This window comes from Yersinia enterocolitica, assembly GCA_002082245.2.
In the GTDB taxonomy this organism is placed as follows: domain Bacteria; phylum Pseudomonadota; class Gammaproteobacteria; order Enterobacterales; family Enterobacteriaceae; genus Yersinia; species Yersinia enterocolitica_E.
On record NBTC02000002.1, the window covers coordinates 1695919 to 1712027 of the forward strand.

The window sequence follows — 16109 nt, forward strand, 5'->3', positions numbered from 1 at the left end:
CATGGATATAAAAATTTAAAAAAATGCACATACAAACTTACGCATAACGTTAATTATTATAGGTGTATCACTTATACTGATTGCCTGTTTTTTTTACATTTACTCTTTATTCACAAGCCAAAATACGTTATTAGTTGCGCGGGAAAACACTATTTTCATTACGGTTAAGCCTGAGGAATTTCAGGACGTATTAATTACACGTGCCATTACGGTACCGAAGGAAAGCACGATTATATCAAGTGAACGTGGGGGGAAAGTCATTGAAATTGCCAAAAAAGCTTTTGAAGCGGTTAACAAAGGTGATGTTATCGTTCGTTTATCCAATTATGATTTCATGTTAGAAACAACCTCCAGAATGGCAGATATCACCGAACAAATAAATAATCTGCGTAATATGAAAATGCAATTGGAACAAGATAATCGAGATACCAAACTCAGCCTACAAGAAGCTCGACACCAGATCGGGGTTGTTAGCAAAAACCTTGTCAGGCATCAAGTCCTCGATACAAAATCGATGATTGCAAAATCAGAGTTAGAAAACCAAAAAGATATACTGAAAAATTGGAAAACTAAGAGTGAGATATTACTAGAACATAATAACAAAAACCAAAAATCACTTCCTAAGCAATTAAATAATATTAATGACTCTATTTTATTACTTGAACGAATGATGGGAATGATTGAAACGGGCATCGATCAATTAGTAATAACTGCACCTATTGATGGCTCTTTATCTGTTTTGGACATTGAGTTAGGCCAGCAAATAAAGCCTGGTGAAAAAATAGCAGTCGTAGATAATTTCAATTCATATTATTTCAATGTTTTTTTGAGTGAATATTACTTGGATAAGATAAAACCACAAACTCGTGTTATTGCAAAAATAAATGGCCAGGATATTGTACTGCTTATTGAATCGGTCTCCACAGTTATTGATAATGGCAAGTTTAAGGCAAAGCTGACACCGACTCAATTAAACAAAGTCCCGCTAAAAAGAGGCCAATCTATTGAAATAGAAATCTCATTGCAAGATGAGAAAGAGAAGATATTATTAGTACCCAATGAAAGTATTACTTCAGATAAACATGGGGGTAACTACCTCTATATCTACCAACAAAAACATGATCATGCGATTAAAACTAAAGTAGAAATTAAGCGCCGCAACGCAGAAAAAACAGAAATAACAGCAGGACTAAATTCAGGTCAACGTATTATCATCCCTTCATATTCAAACAGTAACCAATATAATATAATTGAGTTTAAATAATATGCTAAACATACAAAATGCAGAAAAGTGTTTCATAACAAAAACGATTAAAACCCGGGTATTTAATCACCTGAACCTCGCTGTGGAACAAGGTGAATTCGTATCAATTATGGGTCCATCAGGATCGGGGAAATCGACTCTGCTCAACATTATAGGCATGTTTGACTCACTTGATAGTGGCTCACTTACCTTAACAGGAAAGGATGTCGTATCCCTAAGTTACTCACAACGAATTATATTAAGGCGTGAGTTGATAGGCTATATTGTTCAATCATTTAATCTTATTCCACATTTATCAATATTCGATAATATTGAGTTACCACTGAAGTATCGCCATGTTGCAAAAAAAGAACGTATTGAACGCGTTAATCGGATTTTAAACCTTTTTGCTATCGAGAATCGTAGAGATCATAAACCAATGCAATTATCGGGTGGTCAGCAACAACGAGTCGCCATTGCCCGTGCCATGGTATCCAATCCAGCATTATTGTTAGCTGATGAACCAACCGGTAATTTGGACAGTAAAAACACCCGAAATGTACTTGAACAATTAAGCAGAATAAATCAGACCGGAACAACCATAATAATGGTTACACACTCAGATGAAGCCGCCACATATGGTAATAGAATCATAACCATGAGAGATGGAAAATTAACTTAAAAATAGGAGCGCAACATGCGTGATATAATACCCATCGTAAACATAGATAGCGTTAATATTAGAGACGTAAATATTAGAAAACTGGAGGAATTAACCTCGCATGAATATAAAGCATTATCGGCCTATCTCATCGGGAAGATCCCTGCTAGCCAATTATTGGATGGTGATGAGTTAACTCTATTTAATAAAGAGTTAACTCATCATATGGAGGTAAAAGCAATTAATGTAGGTTTCGCACTATAACTCAACCTCCTGCCCTTTGCGGTGCAGGCGCAATGAAACCAGGAAGGTAACGAAGCACATTGCCGAAACGTACCAAAAGAAGCTGTTTTCCATATCAAAAGACTTAAGAGACAGCGCCACGTATTCAGCACTACCACCAAACATGGCATTTGCAACTGCATAAGACAGGCCAACACCTAAGGCTCTGACTTCTGGCGGGAACATCTCTGCTTTTAGTAACCCACCAATAGAAGTATAAAAACTGAGAATAATCAGGGCGGTAATAATCAGCATAAACGCAATATATGGACTGGTTACCCCTTTTAGGGCGTGCAGAATAGGTACCGTTAATAGCATTGATAATAGGCCAAACGTTAGCATAGATGTACGGCGGCTAATGCGATCGGATAATGCACCAAATAAAGGTTGTACCAACATAAAAATAAATAATGCCGCCGTCATGACCAGGCTGGCGGTTTTCACATCCATCCCGGCGGTATTGACTAAATACTTTTGCATATAAGTGGTGTAGGTATAAAAAGAAAGAGAGCCACCCGCGGTGAAGCCTAGTACCATAATAAATGCGCGACGGTTCTTCCATAGCCCTTTCAAACTACCCGCATCTTTCTTATTACGGTTCTTCTCATCCGAGGTTTCATTCAGTGAACGGCGTAAGTAAAGAGCAACCACTGCCAACAGTGCCCCCAGAACAAAAGGAATACGCCAGCCCCAACTGTGCAATACCTCTGATGAAAGTGTTTGCTGTAATAGAACCAGTACCAATAATGCCAGCAATTGGCCGCCAATTAATGTGACATATTGGAACGAAGCATAAAACCCTTTGTGCCCTTTCACTGCGACTTCACTCATATAGGTGGCACTGGTACCATATTCGCCCCCAACAGATAACCCCTGGAATAAACGGGCGACTAACAGTAAGACCGGTGCCAGGCTACCAATTGACGCATAGGTTGGCAGGCAGGCAATCATCAACGAGCCGGCACACATCATATAGACCGAAATCAACATGGATAACTTGCGGCCATGTTTGTCAGCAATATAACCAAATAACCAGCCGCCAATCGGCCGCATCAAAAAACCAGCAGCAAAAACACCGGCAGTCTGCACTAATTGGGTGGTTGGATTATCACTGGGGAAAAAAAGCGGGGCAAAATAGAGCGCGCAAAAAGAGTAAATATAGAAATCAAACCATTCAACCAAATTCCCAGAAGAGGCCCCAACAATGGCTCGTATCCGTTGCCGGGTATCTGCTTTATCTGTCAGACGTGCTGATGTTCCCTGACCTTCTACCACAGTAGTGTCTAATGAAGTTGTTTCAACCATAATGATGCGTCTGCCACATTGTTAAACGTCCATGCCATATAAGCTCAGAACCGAGAAATCACAGACACTGAACTCTCATTTTTATATTGTTAGATTGTTATATATTGGTAACATTATCGTTTCAATGAGAGTTATAGCGCAGAGAGTAGTTTAGGAAAAACCTCAATTTCCTTTGTGATGTCAATTACATAAATATGTTAAGTCGACTGTTTGGTGAAGGTTTTTTTGTGAGCGGCACGACAGAAAAAACGGGAACAGTACGTAGTCAAAGTGACGATAAGTGGCCAGCACAGCGATTTTGCTGACCCTGTATTCGTCTGCCCTTTTCTGTCTAGAAAGCAGAATCAGGCTGGAGAAGAAAAGCCTGTTCCTCTGCACTTGAGACTCGCCCAAGGATATGATTGCGGTGTGGGTAACGGCCAAAGCGATCAATAATCGCTTTATGGCGTAACTCATAATCAAGCTGATTGTCATTACCCAATTCGGTAAAGAGTTCTAATGCCTGTTTATGAATAAGCGCCGATTCGGAATGCATAAAAGGAAGATAAAGAAAGCCGCGTTGAATATCAGATAATTGTTTCGTCTGACCACTGCTGATTGCTTCCTGCGCTAGCACCAGCGCCATCCCGTCACAAGAAAATGATGCAGGTAAATCACGGAACAGGTTTCTGCTGAATTGATCCAGTATCAATATTTCCGCCAAACGCCCTTCAATTTTAAACCGCCAGTGGGCCAATTCCCCCTTTGATGCCGCTTGCCAAACCGGGCCAAACCGCTTGCGTAGCAGAGCATCAAAATCCTCATCCTTTTTGAACCACAACGCCGGGTCCATCTCGTTAAACCAAAAGTCCAGAATCGATTGATACTCCATGTCACACCCCTGTGTTGCCTGCCGAAGGTTTATACCCATGAAAATAATAGCACTGATCAAGGCAGTATCAATCTATCGTCTCTTTGCGCCGCCATCCATTCACCCACCTGACAATCTCTGCCATAATGGTTTCATTATTTGATGGTAGCTCAGCACCCATAATTACCTCTAGCTAACGGTGCACACTGACCACGGAGTCCAGCATGGATCACAGTAATACCTCGGATTTACTCTCTCTCGAACAAGCTCTGACTAAAATGCTGTCGCAGGTTACGCCATTGCAGGCAACAGAAATCATCGCATTGACCGAAGCGGCGGGACGTATCACCGCCAGTGCAATTACATCACCGATTGCTGTGCCCCCCTTCGCCAATTCAGCCATGGACGGATATGCCGTGCGTTGTAATGAGCTTAGCAGCACATTACCGCTGCCGGTGGCCGGCAAGGCTTTTGCCGGTGCACCGTTTAAAGGTGAGTGGCCAGCCAATACTTGCGTGCGAATCATGACCGGTGCCCCTATTCCTGAGGGAGCCGATGCCGTCATCATGCAAGAACAGGCCGTGGCTGGCGAACAAGGTGTCATATTCAATAGCCAGGTGCAGGTTGGGCAAAATATCCGCTTGCCGGGTGAAGATATCCAACAGGGTGCTGCCGTTTTCCCCGCGGGGGTAAAATTAGGCGCGGCGCAATTACCGCTACTCGCCTCATTAGGCATTGCAGAGATTGCCGTGTTTCGCACACTGAAAGTGGCTATTTTCTCTACCGGCGATGAATTGCAACCAGTCGGGCAGCCCTTAGGCGAAGGACAGATTTACGATACTAACCGCTTCGCGGTACGGTTGATGCTGCAACAGTTAGGCTGCCAAATAGTTGACCTTGGCGTGATCCGTGACGATCAACTCGCATTGCGCAAAGCATTTGAACAAGCCGATGCCGCCGCTGACCTTGTTATCAGCAGTGGTGGTGTCTCGGTGGGTGAAGCGGATTACACCAAACAGATGCTGGAAGAGTTAGGCGATATCGGTTTCTGGAAGTTGGCGATAAAACCCGGCAAACCGTTTGCTTTCGGCAAATTGGATAACGCCTGGTTCTGCGGCTTACCGGGTAATCCGGTCTCGGCGGCGCTAACATTCTATCAGTTGGTACAACCCCTTATTGCTAAACTCTCCGGCCATGCGGGGTGGCGTCCACCACTGCGCCTCAACGCGGTCGCGGCGACAAAATTGAAGAAATCCCCCGGCCGTTTAGATTTTCAACGCGGTATTTTCTCCACCAATGCTAACGGTGAATTGGAAGTACGCACCACAGGTCATCAGGGGTCTCACGTATTCAGTTCATTCAGCCAAGGTAACTGCTTTATTGTGCTGGAACGAGAACGCGGTTCTGTCTCGGTCGGTGAAACAGTTGAAATCGAACTGTTTAACGGGCTATTGGGGCAATAAATTGTACATGGTGGAGAGGCTGAGATGCTGCCAGAACTGACCGATGCCCAAGCCCTGCGTTATAACCGGCAAATCGTGCTGCGCGGTTTTGATTTTGACGGTCAGGAAAAACTGAATGCTGCCAAGGTGTTAATCGTTGGATTAGGGGGGCTAGGATGCGCAGCCGCACAATATCTGGCAGCAGCAGGCGTGGGCCACCTTACCCTGCTGGATTTTGATACGGTTTCGCTTTCCAACCTGCAGCGGCAGGTTTTGCATCGCGATAATCGTATCGGAATGTCAAAAGTGGCCTCTGCGGCACTGACGCTGTCTGAAATGAACCCTCATTTGGCACTGAAATCCATTGATGGTCAGTTAGATGACCAACAACTCGCGGCAACCATTGCTGAACATCAGTTGGTGTTGGATTGTACCGATAATGTCACCAGCCGCGAGCAACTCAATCGACTGTGTCATGCACAACGTAAACCACTGGTTTCAGGTGCAGCAATTCGCATGGAGGGGCAAATTAGTGTTTTCACTTATCAGCCAAACCAACCCTGCTATCGCTGCCTCAGTCGGTTATTCGGTGACAATGCACTGACCTGTGTTGAAGCCGGGGTAATGTCGCCCTTGGTGGGGATTATTGGTAATTTACAAGCGATGGAAACCATAAAGCTGTTAGCTGATTATGGTCAGGTGATATCTGGGCGCATATTGATGTATGACGCCGCAACGGCAGAGTTTCGGACCATGAAGCTAGCCAAAGATGCCCACTGTGAAGTCTGTGGCAAAGATTAGCCGCCTATTTAGCGCAAAAAAAAAGCTGATGCAATGCATCAGCTCTCTTATCAACACACCATCAACTAATCAGGACTGAATACCCTGGCTACGCAGATAGTCTTCGTAGTTACCGGTAAAGTCGATCAGCTTGCCTGGTGTCATTTCAATCACTCGGGTCGCCAAAGAACTAACGAACTCACGGTCATGGGAAACGAAGATTAGCGTGCCTTCGTACATTTCTAATGCCATGTTCAGCGCTTCAATCGATTCCATATCCAAATGGTTGGTTGGCTCATCCATTACCATGATGTTAGGGCGCTGCATCATCAGCTTACCAAACAACATCCGCCCTTTCTCACCACCAGACAAGACCTGTACTTTCTTCTTAATATCGTCCTGGCTAAACAGTAAACGGCCCAGCACACTGCGCACAGCCTGCTCGTCGTCTTTTTCCTGTTTCCACTGACTCATCCAGTCAAATACCGTCAGATCGATTTCAAAATCGCTGGCATGATCCTGTGCATAGTAACCAATCTTACTGTTTTCAGACCATTTTACGGTGCCAGAATCCGGCTCATAATCCCCTACCAAGGTTTTCAGCAAAGTCGATTTACCGATACCGTTTGGCCCGAGGATAGCCACTTTTTCACCCACTTCCAGGCGCAAATCCAGTTTTTTAAACAGCGGGCCGTCATCAAAACCTTTGGCCAACAGTTCAACTTCCAGCGCATTACGGAACAGTTTTTTATCCTGATCAAAGCGGATAAACGGGTTCTGGCGGCTAGATGCTTTCACTTCATCAAGCTGAATTTTATCAATCTGGCGGGCGCGAGACGTCGCCTGTTTGGATTTAGAGGCGTTGGCACTAAAGCGGCTAACGAAAGATTGCAGCTCAGAGATCTGGGCCTTTTTCTTGGCGTTATCTGACAACAGACGATCACGAGCTTGCGTCGCCGCCGTCATGTATTCGTCATAGTTACCCGGATAAACACGCAGTTCGCCATAATCCAGATCCGCCATGTGGGTACACACCATGTTCAGGAAGTGACGGTCATGGGAAATAATAATCATGGTGCTGCTACGTTCGTTCAGCACTTGTTCCAACCAGCGGATAGTATCAATATCCAGGTTGTTGGTCGGTTCGTCGAGGAGCAAAATTTCCGGGTCTGAGAACAGGGCTTGCGCCAGCAATACACGCAATTTAAAGCCAGGAGCGATTTCGCTCATCAACCCATAATGTTGTTCAACCGGAATACCTACACCAAGCAATAATTCACCGGCACGGGCTTCTGCGCTGTAACCATCCATTTCACCGTAGGCAACTTCCAGATCAGCCACTTTATAGCCGTCTGCTTCGCTCATTTCAGCCATAGCGTAGATGCGGTCGCGCTCTTCTTTTACTTCCCACAGCTCGCCGTGACCCATAATAACGGTGTCCAGCACTGTGTTGTTTTCAAAGGCGAATTGGTCCTGACGTAACTTACCCAGACGCTCATTCGGGTCAAGGAATACGTTACCGCCGCTAGGAACTAAATCACCGCCAAGGATTTTCATGAAGGTGGATTTACCACAGCCATTAGCGCCGATCAGACCATAGCGATTACCGCCACCGAATTTTACTGAAATGTTTTCAAACAGCGGCTTGCTGCCGAATTGCATGGTGATATTGTTAGTACTTAGCACAGAGCTCGCTCTCGATTGGATTACTGAATAGGGATATTCAAGAATTATAGAAAATGTGATTCGGCGCGCATTATGCCACAAGATGGCAAGAGTATCGCCTCCAGTTTTGCACGAAATCTCAGCAAGCGCTTAAATCTGACGGTAAGTGGCTGCGGCAATAAAAGCTTGATGCCACTAAAAGGGGCTATTAGCCCCTTAAATAAATACCCTAAACCCTAGGTTATTCGTGCTGTTACTCATCAATACATTGTAATGCACTGTATTTATCCAGCAGGAATGGCCGCAGATAGCCAACTGTGTTAGACATCGGTAGCACCTCTTCGCTGAGATGGATATTCAGGATATCGCTGAGATAACTACGCCGTTTTTGTATTCTTTGCCAAACATCAGGGTACTGAGTAGCGAGCGCATTACGTAAATGCTGATCAGCCAGTGCAATACACTCCTCAGCACTCACTCCGGCATAACCTTTTACCGAAGGAATGATATCGATTTGGAATATCATCCCACTGCGAATTATCTCTTCAGAATCGCTATAAATGGGAGAGCACAACCACTCTTCATCAGCAACTAAATGGCCGGGATTTAGCGACCAATGGTATTGTGATTTAGGGAAAACCGTTTCCACTAATGCGTACATCTCTTTCCCTGGCATACCAATACGAATATTTTCCAGCCAAGCGACGACTGTTGTGTAATAAGGTAGCGCAACCTTATCAAGATAATCTCTTTCCGCGTGCGGTAGTTCATCTACATGATGAACCGCATAGCCGGTTCTACTGCTCAAACCGCCTTTAAACCCAGTGGTCAATGATATTTTATCGCCGAGTTGTACCGCTTTATCACTGGGATATAAATTTGCCTGTTCAAATCTGGCGCCAGTCGCAGCAATTATCACAACAGTGTTCGGTTGGCCTTCATCTGCCAGATAACTGCCCAGTTGCTTTTCTGTTATGCCGATATCAACCGCCGCCAATGCATTAAGAATACAATTCGACGCCAAATTAGCGCCATATTCATAGTGCGCCAATTCATTAGCATTATTGGTCACTCTAGCTGCAATATCACTGCCAATAAATAGACTGGTAGCGTTAATAATCGTTGCTACCGGTGAAGCAGACTTTTTAATTGCATCCAAAATAAAATGCGGAATATCAAATAGCTGACTGTTATCGTCCAACTTACTGGTAAACAGTTTCCATCCTGCAACCCCAATCTTTTTAGCCTGCTGAATCCCGGTTGCTGCCAATAATTCAGTAAGCGTTTTACTGTTGTCCATTGGTTGATTTGGCAATGAAAAATAGTGGACATGAATCACGGTATTTCTGACTCTGGCATAGTCAGATAACTTTAAATTCTCGTTACCTAATAATAAATAGACCTCACCTGACACATGTAACACCAGAGCCGCTTCTTCAAAACGGGGAATAAACCCCGCCAGATATTCAAAGTTACCCCCATGCTCTTTGTCCGCATACACCAATAAATAATCGATATCGGCACGGCGCATATTACTAATAACTTTAGCTTTGCGATATTCGATGGTTTCATCATTAATGGCTACCTTAGTAACAGCATCAAACCTTGGCGGCGTATCAATAGCGTTAAGTTTTATCTGACGCTTAATAATCATCTTGTTCATAAGAATCATTACCTTGGTTAATTTATTTACACGCCGCCATACCCGCTATTGATGTTGATGCTATAACCACTTTGCATCGCGGGTAAAGGAGATCGTTAGCCACCGATGAGGGCCGGACTCGCCAATTTCTTTGGCTATTTCATCGCGTAATTTGTCAAAATAACTGACACCATTCGTCTCCATATCTGGTGGAATAACCACATGAATCTCGATAAACAACCCCCGCCCCATGCGGGTGGCATAGTGGGAGTAATCAATAAATTTATATTTTGCCATTAACTTATCCATTAAGCTCTCAATGGCATTATCCAGATTGTCTGGCGTCATTTGTAATACTTCACGAACTGCCGAAATGACTGTTTTTATTGGCACAGGTATTAAGACCAAGGTTAACAAGGCCAATACAGCGGGGTCGGTATAAACAATCAAATGCGCATAGCGGGTACCTTCCATACACCATGAAAGCAAGAAGGCTACTAATAACGCAGAACTGATGCAGGCCGACATTAACCAGCTTTTGGTATCCAATGCAATTAGCTCGGATTTGACTCGTTTATTTAAACGACGTTGTTTTAAAAAGAGGGTGAAACAGAAAATACTGACCACTAATGCATAAACAATCGCCCACCCCAACTCCAATTCCCTGCCGCCGTCGAAAATCCCCTTAATGGCATTGACGAATGCGTAAAGACAAAGAAAGGCCAGCAAGCTGCCATTGAAAGCCAGAACCAGTGGTTCAACATGCCAGAAACCGTATTGAAAACGCCGACTGTGCGGCTGACCAAGTAATCGGGAAACCAATAGCGATAAACTGCACATTCCAGCATCTAAAGCAGAGAACATACCATCGAAAATAATCGACATCGAACCGCATACGATACCAAAAACAATCCCCATAATGGCGATAAACAAAGTGCAAAAAATTGAACGTCTTAAAATCTGCTGTTCAAGCTTGGTGTCATGTAACAGAGGTGGAGCCTGTTCACTGAGTGTCGTCATGATTTAAACCCATTTTTTATTACAACCTATTGTTTTATTACAACCTATCGTTTATTACAACCAACTGTTTTATGACCATCAATTTTTTTATTTAGCTTAATGCGTGAATCACGATAAGAGCCTGAAGGTTAATCCGCACTAATAGTAGTGTGTCATATTATCTCATTTTTACCAGTAAATTACGCAGTAACACCCAGACAGAGAACCTTGTTAATCTCTTGTTTTTATTAATTTAAAATATAGCGAATCCTATTCGCAGGAATTTTATATCGCCAATTGATATCCAAATGGATTATTCGGTACTTCATTTTCATCCTTATCCTAAAGCCATCAGCGCTCAGCGCTTTATACTTTAAACCTAATAACAGATTTGTTTAATTTTAATAACATCTGGCTATAAACAAGATTTTTCATTAATGCAGGTAAATGAGTAGAAGTTGTTATTCGTCAAGAATGCTATTTCTGCATAACGATATTATGCACCGCTTGGACTAATACCCGTTCAGGAGGAAATATGGCGACAAAACTTAATATTGTATTGGTCCATGGCGCATGGGCTGATGGCTCACAGTGGCGCTATATTATCCCAGCCCTGCACACCATGGGGCACCGGGTCATTGCAATACAAAATCCGCTGACATCATTAGCAGATGACGTGGAGCGGACCATTAAGCTAACTACCGCCTTATATGGCCCTACCCTATTAGTGGGCCACTCTTATGGTGGCATGGTCATTACACAAGTCGGGCATCTGCAAAATGTGGTCGGTATGGTCTATCTCGCCGCTTTTGCCCCCGATGCGGGAGAGAGCTTATCCAGTACTTTTGCACTGCGTGAACCGCCTGTTGGCGCCGCTTATATTCGCCCGGATGATAATGGATTTCTATGGATTGACACTGACCAGTTCCACGAAAATATGTGTCAGGACATTGATGAGAATGAAGCACTGGTGATGTCTATGGTGCAAAAACCCTTAGCAACTCGCGCTTTTACTGATAAGTCTGCTCAGCCTGCCTGGCGGGTCAAACCTTGCTGGTATCAGGTTTCAACGGAAGACAGAATGCTGCCGGTCGAAACACAACGCGGTTTTGCTGCTCGAATTCAGGCCCAAAAGGTGATTGAGTTACCCTCCAGCCACGCCTCGATACTCTCTCATCCACAGCAGATAATCGCGCTGATTGTCAATGCCGTAAATGCGGTTAAATAGTTATCACACGCCAGCCTCACATCGGCATCATATGACAGGCGAAAAAAAATCCGCCCGAAAGCGGATTTTTATCAGACACAGCATAACACCGTGAAAGATGAGTGCTAACTATTCTAAGCGGTCGCTTAGAAAGTGTAACCTACGCCAGCAACCCAAGTACCGACATCAACGTTGCGGATGCGGCTCTGTTCGTAAGAAACGTCCAGGGCAACATTTTGCATTGGGTTGAACTGCATACCTGCGCCGTAAGTAAAGCCGTAATCGCTGGTGCTGCTTTTATCGCTAGCAGAAGTTGGGTAGTTCTGGCTGAAACGACCGTAACCCACACCTACCAGGCCATAAACGCTAGCCCAATCGTTGATACGGTAAGCTGGACCACCGGTGATAGCATTGTATTGTGCTTTGTTGTATACCGACGAGCTGTCACCGAAGCTGCTTTTTTCAGTGTGAGTGAAAGAGGTGATGTAACCCAGTTGAGAATCACTCCACTCGTAACGGTATTTCAGGTTGAAACCTGAAGATTTGTTAGCAACACCTTGATAATCGCTCTGGGCATAACCACCAGAAACGGTGCTTTGACCGGCAAAGGCTGAACCTGCGGTCACTGCTAATACACAAGCTGCTACTGCTGAAAGACATGCAATTTTATTCATAACCACCTCGAAAGACGCAAATTTTTAGATGAAACAAAAACACCATGAAATTATAACAATAAATAGTAGGAAACTCTGCCTACATATGATTGTCTAATCATTTATTTGGTGTAACAAAGGGTTTCAAGAATCTTCCATCTTACTAATACGCTTACGAATTTCCGCCATTCTACACCTTTTTGTGACTCCCATCACCAAAAGCCATTCCAGACTATTCTTAGTTTTAGCGCTTAAATAACCAGCAGAAATAGCGTTAAAAAACCGCAATGCTGAAAATTTATTATTTCTTTCACTGCTTTCCGTTTCTTTTTTCGCTCCTTTGGTGATTTTCAAACACTTGGCTGACATTTCATTTACACTGGCAAAAATAGCTACCTAATAATTTTCTTTGAGGCTTAACAGGATGTCTTTGTCTCCTTCATCCAAACATTCACTTCCCTTAGTCCCTATTCTGTTACTGGTGATTGCCATGATCTCCATCCAGAGTGGTGCATCGTTGGCGAAAAGTTTGTTCCCACTGGTTGGCGCGCAAGGAATAACCTCGCTGCGGCTCGGTATCGGCACACTTATTTTGTTTGTCATCTTTAAACCTTGGCGAATGCGATTCACCTCAGGCAGCCGCTTACCCCTGCTTATTTATGGTGTGACATTAGGTGGAATGAACTTTTTGTTTTACCTGTCACTAAAAACGGTGCCATTGGGTATTGCCGTCGCATTGGAGTTCACCGGCCCGTTGGCGGTTGCCATGTTCTCTTCTCGCCGCCCGGTGGACTTTATCTGGGTAGGGTTGGCCGTTCTGGGGCTATGGTTCTTATTACCGCTGGGACATAACATTGGTACCATTGATTTATTTGGCGCGGCTTGTGCCTTGGGTGCTGGAGCCTGTTGGGCGCTGTATATTATTTCAGGGCAGAAAGCCGGCGGTGATCACGGTCCTGGGACTGTCGCGGTAGGTTCTCTGATCGCAGCACTGGTATTTTGCCCAATTGGCGTAGCATATAACGGCCTTGCCCTGTTCGATCCCGCCATTCTCCCCGTTGCTCTGGCTGTCGCTATTTTGTCGACGGCATTACCCTACTCACTAGAAATGGTCGCACTGACCCGGCTCCCTACGCGCACATTTGGCACGTTAATGAGTCTGGAGCCAGCACTGGCGGCCATTTCAGGGTTGGTATTCTTAAATGAACATCTGACATGGGTTCAATGGTTGGCTCTGGCATCAATTATCAGTGCCTCTATCGGGGCCACACTGACTATCAAACCCAAGCCACAACTGGATCAAATTGCCTGAAGGGTGCTGCGCGCATCAGGGCTAGTTCAGCCCTCTCACCTTCTATCCTATTGTTATTTATCAAACGCCAGCCCAGCACTGCACGGGTTGGCGTTTTTTATTAATTATTTTCCTTTTTTTGCATCCAAAACACCAGGCTGATTCGTATAGGTAGATGTGAGGCAAGACTTCACCTCAACCGTCCTAAAAGGAATACATTATGAAAACGCTTCTTCGTTCTGCTATCTGTGCTTCCTTACTGTTCAGTACTGTCTCTATGGCCGCCATGATGTCCGAAACTGTTATGGTAGGTGGTGCTTCGATGTTGCCGAGTAAAAATATTATCGAGAATGCGGTTAACTCAAAAGATCACACGACCTTAGTCGCTGCGGTTAAAGCTGCGGGGTTGGTTGATACCCTGCAAGGCCCTGGGCCATTTACCCTGTTCGCGCCCACCAATGCCGCGTTTGCAAAATTGCCGGCCGGTACCGTTGAAAGTCTGGTCAAACCAGAAAATAAAGCCATGCTCACCCAAATCTTGACCTATCACGTGGTGGCCGGGAACTACGATATGAAACAGTTAGAAAGTAAAATTAAAGCCGGAGGGGGTACTGCCGAGCTGAAAACTGTCAATGGCCAATCACTATGGATTATGAACAACGGGCCACATAACATTCAGCTTAAAGATGGAAAAGGGAACATCGCCAATATCAGCACCTATGATGTACAACAGAAAAATGGCGTGATCGATGTGATTGATACTGTTCTGATGCCTAAATAAAACCCGTCTATACTGGGTGCAGTGTCTCACTGCACCTGACGGCTTTTTTAGGGATTGGCGCATGAATGAATACTCACTGGAACAACAAATCGGGCTGATCGATGCCATTGCTCAAGGTGATCAGTCCGCGTTTGAAAAACTATACCGGCTCACTTCCCCCAGACTATTCGCGGTCGCCTTAAGAATGCTGCGCAACCCTGCTCGGGCAGAGGAGGTTTTGCACGACTGTTTCCTCACCGTCTGGCATCGGGCCGATAATTACAATGCGCAACTCAGTGCCCCATTAACCTGGTTGACCCATATTGTGCGTAATCGGGCCATCGATTTGATGCGCGGCAGTGATAATCGTCTGCAAACGTTGAACGATGACCAAACCGATTATTTGACCGATGACACACTGACGCCTCTGGCTCAATTGCAGCAAGACAGTGAAGCTAAACAATTGGCAGACTGTTTGGCACATCTGCCGGTTGAGCAACGACAAAGTATTATGTTGGCTTATTATCAGGGGCTTTCTCATGGGGAGATCTCTACTCATCTACAACAACCACTTGGTACGATAAAAAGCTGGATACGTCGTGCACTCGATCACTTGAAGGGCTGCGTAGGCTTATGAAAAACAGACGCGAATATGACTCAGCATTGGCCGCTGAATATGCGCTGGGAACCCTGCGCGGACTTGCCCGGCTGCATTTTGAACGCCGATTCCGTCGTGACCCACAGTTGGCGGCAGATGTTGCCAGTTGGCAGCGTCTGTTTACCCAACTGGATAATCAATTGGCCCCGCTGGAGCCTCCTGAACGCGTATGGAAGCGGCTGGAGTTAGAGTTACCACCAATCAACCTGCGCCATATCAAACGTAATCGTTGGTCTTATTTGGGGTGGGCTGTCGCCGCCGCACTGGCCGCAGTCCTGGTGATCCCACGTTTATTGGTAGAGCCACCAACATCCGTCCCGGTGGCCGTGCTCTCCAATAGTCAGCAAAGTGGTCAATGGGTGGTCAGTCTGGAGAAATCGACTCGTAGCCTGACATTAACTCCCCTTAACCCCGTGGTAGTCAGTGAGCGTAATAGCCTTGAATTATGGAGTATTCCGGCGGGTGAAAAACCACACTCACTGGGGTTACTCAATACCCATGGGCCAACACAACTGACTCTGACTGAAAACCAGTTAATGGCGAATTCGTTATTAGCAATCAGTCTGGAGCCTCACGGCGGCTCGCCCACTGGCCAGCCAACCGGTGCGGTGCTGTTTAGCGGGCCATTGCAGAATCTATAATAGATAAATATGCACGCGTCAGCGGCTATC

Annotated in this window: 15 protein-coding genes and 2 pseudogenes; 10 read left to right on the plus strand and 7 right to left on the minus strand. The window is 45.0% G+C overall.

Annotated elements, in window-relative coordinates:
• Position 1: 1 nt before the first annotated feature.
• The 3 genes and pseudogenes from A6J66_009170 to A6J66_009180 all read left to right on the plus strand — a co-directional run bounded on the left by A6J66_009170 (position 2) and on the right by A6J66_009180 (position 2150).
• Positions 2-1264, plus strand: a pseudogene (locus tag A6J66_009170) (RND transporter).
• 1 nt (position 1265) lies between these two features.
• Positions 1266-1925, plus strand: a complete 660-nt coding sequence (locus A6J66_009175; protein PNM24348.1) for an ABC transporter ATP-binding protein — start codon at positions 1266-1268, stop codon at positions 1923-1925.
• Between the two features lie 15 nt (positions 1926-1940).
• Positions 1941-2150 (plus strand): annotated as a pseudogene (locus A6J66_009180) (radical SAM protein).
• Positions 2151-2162: 12 nt separating this feature from the next.
• Here A6J66_009180 and A6J66_009185 read toward each other — a convergent pair.
• Positions 2163-3491, minus strand: a complete 1329-nt coding sequence (locus tag A6J66_009185) for an MFS transporter (protein ID PNM24349.1) — start codon at positions 3489-3491, stop codon at positions 2163-2165.
• Positions 3492-3822: 331 nt separating this feature from the next.
• Complete coding sequence (locus tag A6J66_009190; protein ID PNM24350.1) at positions 3823-4362, minus strand: DUF924 domain-containing protein; 540 nt, start codon at positions 4360-4362, stop codon at positions 3823-3825.
• 203 nt (positions 4363-4565) lie between these two features.
• Here A6J66_009190 and A6J66_009195 point away from each other — a divergent pair, with 203 nt between their 5' ends.
• Positions 4566-5804, plus strand: coding sequence for a molybdopterin molybdotransferase (locus tag A6J66_009195; protein ID PNM24351.1), 1239 nt, complete (start codon positions 4566-4568; stop codon positions 5802-5804).
• 27 nt (positions 5805-5831) lie between these two features.
• Positions 5832-6584 (plus strand): molybdopterin-synthase adenylyltransferase MoeB, encoded by a 753-nt coding sequence (gene moeB / locus A6J66_009200; protein ID PNM26957.1) that lies wholly within the window; start codon positions 5832-5834, stop codon positions 6582-6584.
• A gap of 69 nt (positions 6585-6653) precedes the next feature.
• Here the strand turns inward: moeB and A6J66_009205 are convergent, their stop codons facing one another.
• The 3 genes from A6J66_009205 to A6J66_009215 all read right to left on the minus strand — a co-directional run bounded on the left by A6J66_009205 (position 6654) and on the right by A6J66_009215 (position 10890).
• Positions 6654-8249, minus strand: a complete 1596-nt coding sequence (locus A6J66_009205) for an ABC-F family ATPase (protein ID PNM24352.1) — start codon at positions 8247-8249, stop codon at positions 6654-6656.
• Between the two features lie 232 nt (positions 8250-8481).
• Positions 8482-9882: a Xaa-Pro aminopeptidase gene (locus tag A6J66_009210; GenBank protein PNM26958.1), complete on the minus strand. Its 1401-nt coding sequence runs from the start codon at positions 9880-9882 to the stop codon at positions 8482-8484.
• Between the two features lie 69 nt (positions 9883-9951).
• Positions 9952-10890 carry a cation efflux family transporter gene (locus tag A6J66_009215; GenBank protein ID PNM24353.1) on the minus strand — a complete coding sequence of 313 codons (939 nt, stop codon included), beginning with the start codon at positions 10888-10890 and terminating at the stop codon, positions 9952-9954.
• A 514-nt stretch (positions 10891-11404) separates the two neighbouring features.
• Between A6J66_009215 and A6J66_009220 the strand changes: the two genes are divergently transcribed.
• The gene (locus tag A6J66_009220) at positions 11405-12097 is read left to right on the plus strand and encodes an alpha/beta hydrolase (protein PNM24354.1); all 693 of its coding nucleotides are present in this window, start codon (positions 11405-11407) and stop codon (positions 12095-12097) included.
• Between the two features lie 125 nt (positions 12098-12222).
• Here A6J66_009220 and ompX read toward each other — a convergent pair whose 3' ends face one another.
• Both ompX and A6J66_009230 read right to left on the minus strand, forming a co-directional pair.
• Complete coding sequence (ompX, locus tag A6J66_009225; protein ID PNM24355.1) at positions 12223-12750, minus strand: outer membrane protein OmpX; 528 nt, start codon at positions 12748-12750, stop codon at positions 12223-12225.
• Between the two features lie 123 nt (positions 12751-12873).
• Positions 12874-13098 (minus strand): hypothetical protein, encoded by a 225-nt coding sequence (locus tag A6J66_009230; protein ID PNM24356.1) that lies wholly within the window; start codon positions 13096-13098, stop codon positions 12874-12876.
• A 55-nt stretch (positions 13099-13153) separates the two neighbouring features.
• Between A6J66_009230 and A6J66_009235 the strand changes: the two genes are divergently transcribed.
• The 4 genes from A6J66_009235 to A6J66_009250 all read left to right on the plus strand — a co-directional run bounded on the left by A6J66_009235 (position 13154) and on the right by A6J66_009250 (position 16079).
• On the plus strand, positions 13154-14041 hold the full coding sequence (locus tag A6J66_009235) for a threonine/homoserine exporter RhtA (protein PNM24357.1): 888 nt from the start codon (positions 13154-13156) through the stop codon (positions 14039-14041).
• Positions 14042-14240: 199 nt separating this feature from the next.
• Complete coding sequence (locus A6J66_009240) at positions 14241-14801, plus strand: fasciclin (protein PNM24358.1); 561 nt, start codon at positions 14241-14243, stop codon at positions 14799-14801.
• Between the two features lie 61 nt (positions 14802-14862).
• The gene (locus A6J66_009245) at positions 14863-15417 is read left to right on the plus strand and encodes an RNA polymerase subunit sigma (protein ID PNM24359.1); all 555 of its coding nucleotides are present in this window, start codon (positions 14863-14865) and stop codon (positions 15415-15417) included.
• Positions 15414-16079 carry a hypothetical protein gene (locus tag A6J66_009250; GenBank protein ID PNM24360.1) on the plus strand — a complete coding sequence of 222 codons (666 nt, stop codon included), beginning with the start codon at positions 15414-15416 and terminating at the stop codon, positions 16077-16079. The genes A6J66_009245 and A6J66_009250 overlap by 4 nt, the downstream gene beginning before the upstream one ends.
• Positions 16080-16109: the final 30 nt, after the last annotated feature.

Bases quoted from the DNA above. Each gene is read 5' to 3' on its own strand.
- A6J66_009175 (PNM24348.1), top strand. From the start codon at position 1,266: ATGCTAAACATACAAAATGCAGAAAAGTGTTTCATAACAAAAACGATT.
- A6J66_009185 (PNM24349.1), bottom strand. From the start codon at position 3,491: ATGGTTGAAACAACTTCATTAGACACTACTGTGGTAGAAGGTCAGGGA.
- A6J66_009190 (PNM24350.1), bottom strand. From the start codon at position 4,362: ATGGAGTATCAATCGATTCTGGACTTTTGGTTTAACGAGATGGACCCG.
- A6J66_009195 (PNM24351.1), top strand. From the start codon at position 4,566: ATGGATCACAGTAATACCTCGGATTTACTCTCTCTCGAACAAGCTCTG.
- A6J66_009210 (PNM26958.1), bottom strand. From the start codon at position 9,882: ATGATTATTAAGCGTCAGATAAAACTTAACGCTATTGATACGCCGCCA.
- A6J66_009215 (PNM24353.1), bottom strand. From the start codon at position 10,890: ATGACGACACTCAGTGAACAGGCTCCACCTCTGTTACATGACACCAAG.
- A6J66_009220 (PNM24354.1), top strand. From the start codon at position 11,405: ATGGCGACAAAACTTAATATTGTATTGGTCCATGGCGCATGGGCTGAT.
- ompX (PNM24355.1), bottom strand. From the start codon at position 12,750: ATGAATAAAATTGCATGTCTTTCAGCAGTAGCAGCTTGTGTATTAGCA.
- A6J66_009230 (PNM24356.1), bottom strand. From the start codon at position 13,098: ATGTCAGCCAAGTGTTTGAAAATCACCAAAGGAGCGAAAAAAGAAACG.
- A6J66_009235 (PNM24357.1), top strand. From the start codon at position 13,154: ATGTCTTTGTCTCCTTCATCCAAACATTCACTTCCCTTAGTCCCTATT.
- A6J66_009240 (PNM24358.1), top strand. From the start codon at position 14,241: ATGAAAACGCTTCTTCGTTCTGCTATCTGTGCTTCCTTACTGTTCAGT.
- A6J66_009245 (PNM24359.1), top strand. From the start codon at position 14,863: ATGAATGAATACTCACTGGAACAACAAATCGGGCTGATCGATGCCATT.
- A6J66_009250 (PNM24360.1), top strand. From the start codon at position 15,414: ATGAAAAACAGACGCGAATATGACTCAGCATTGGCCGCTGAATATGCG.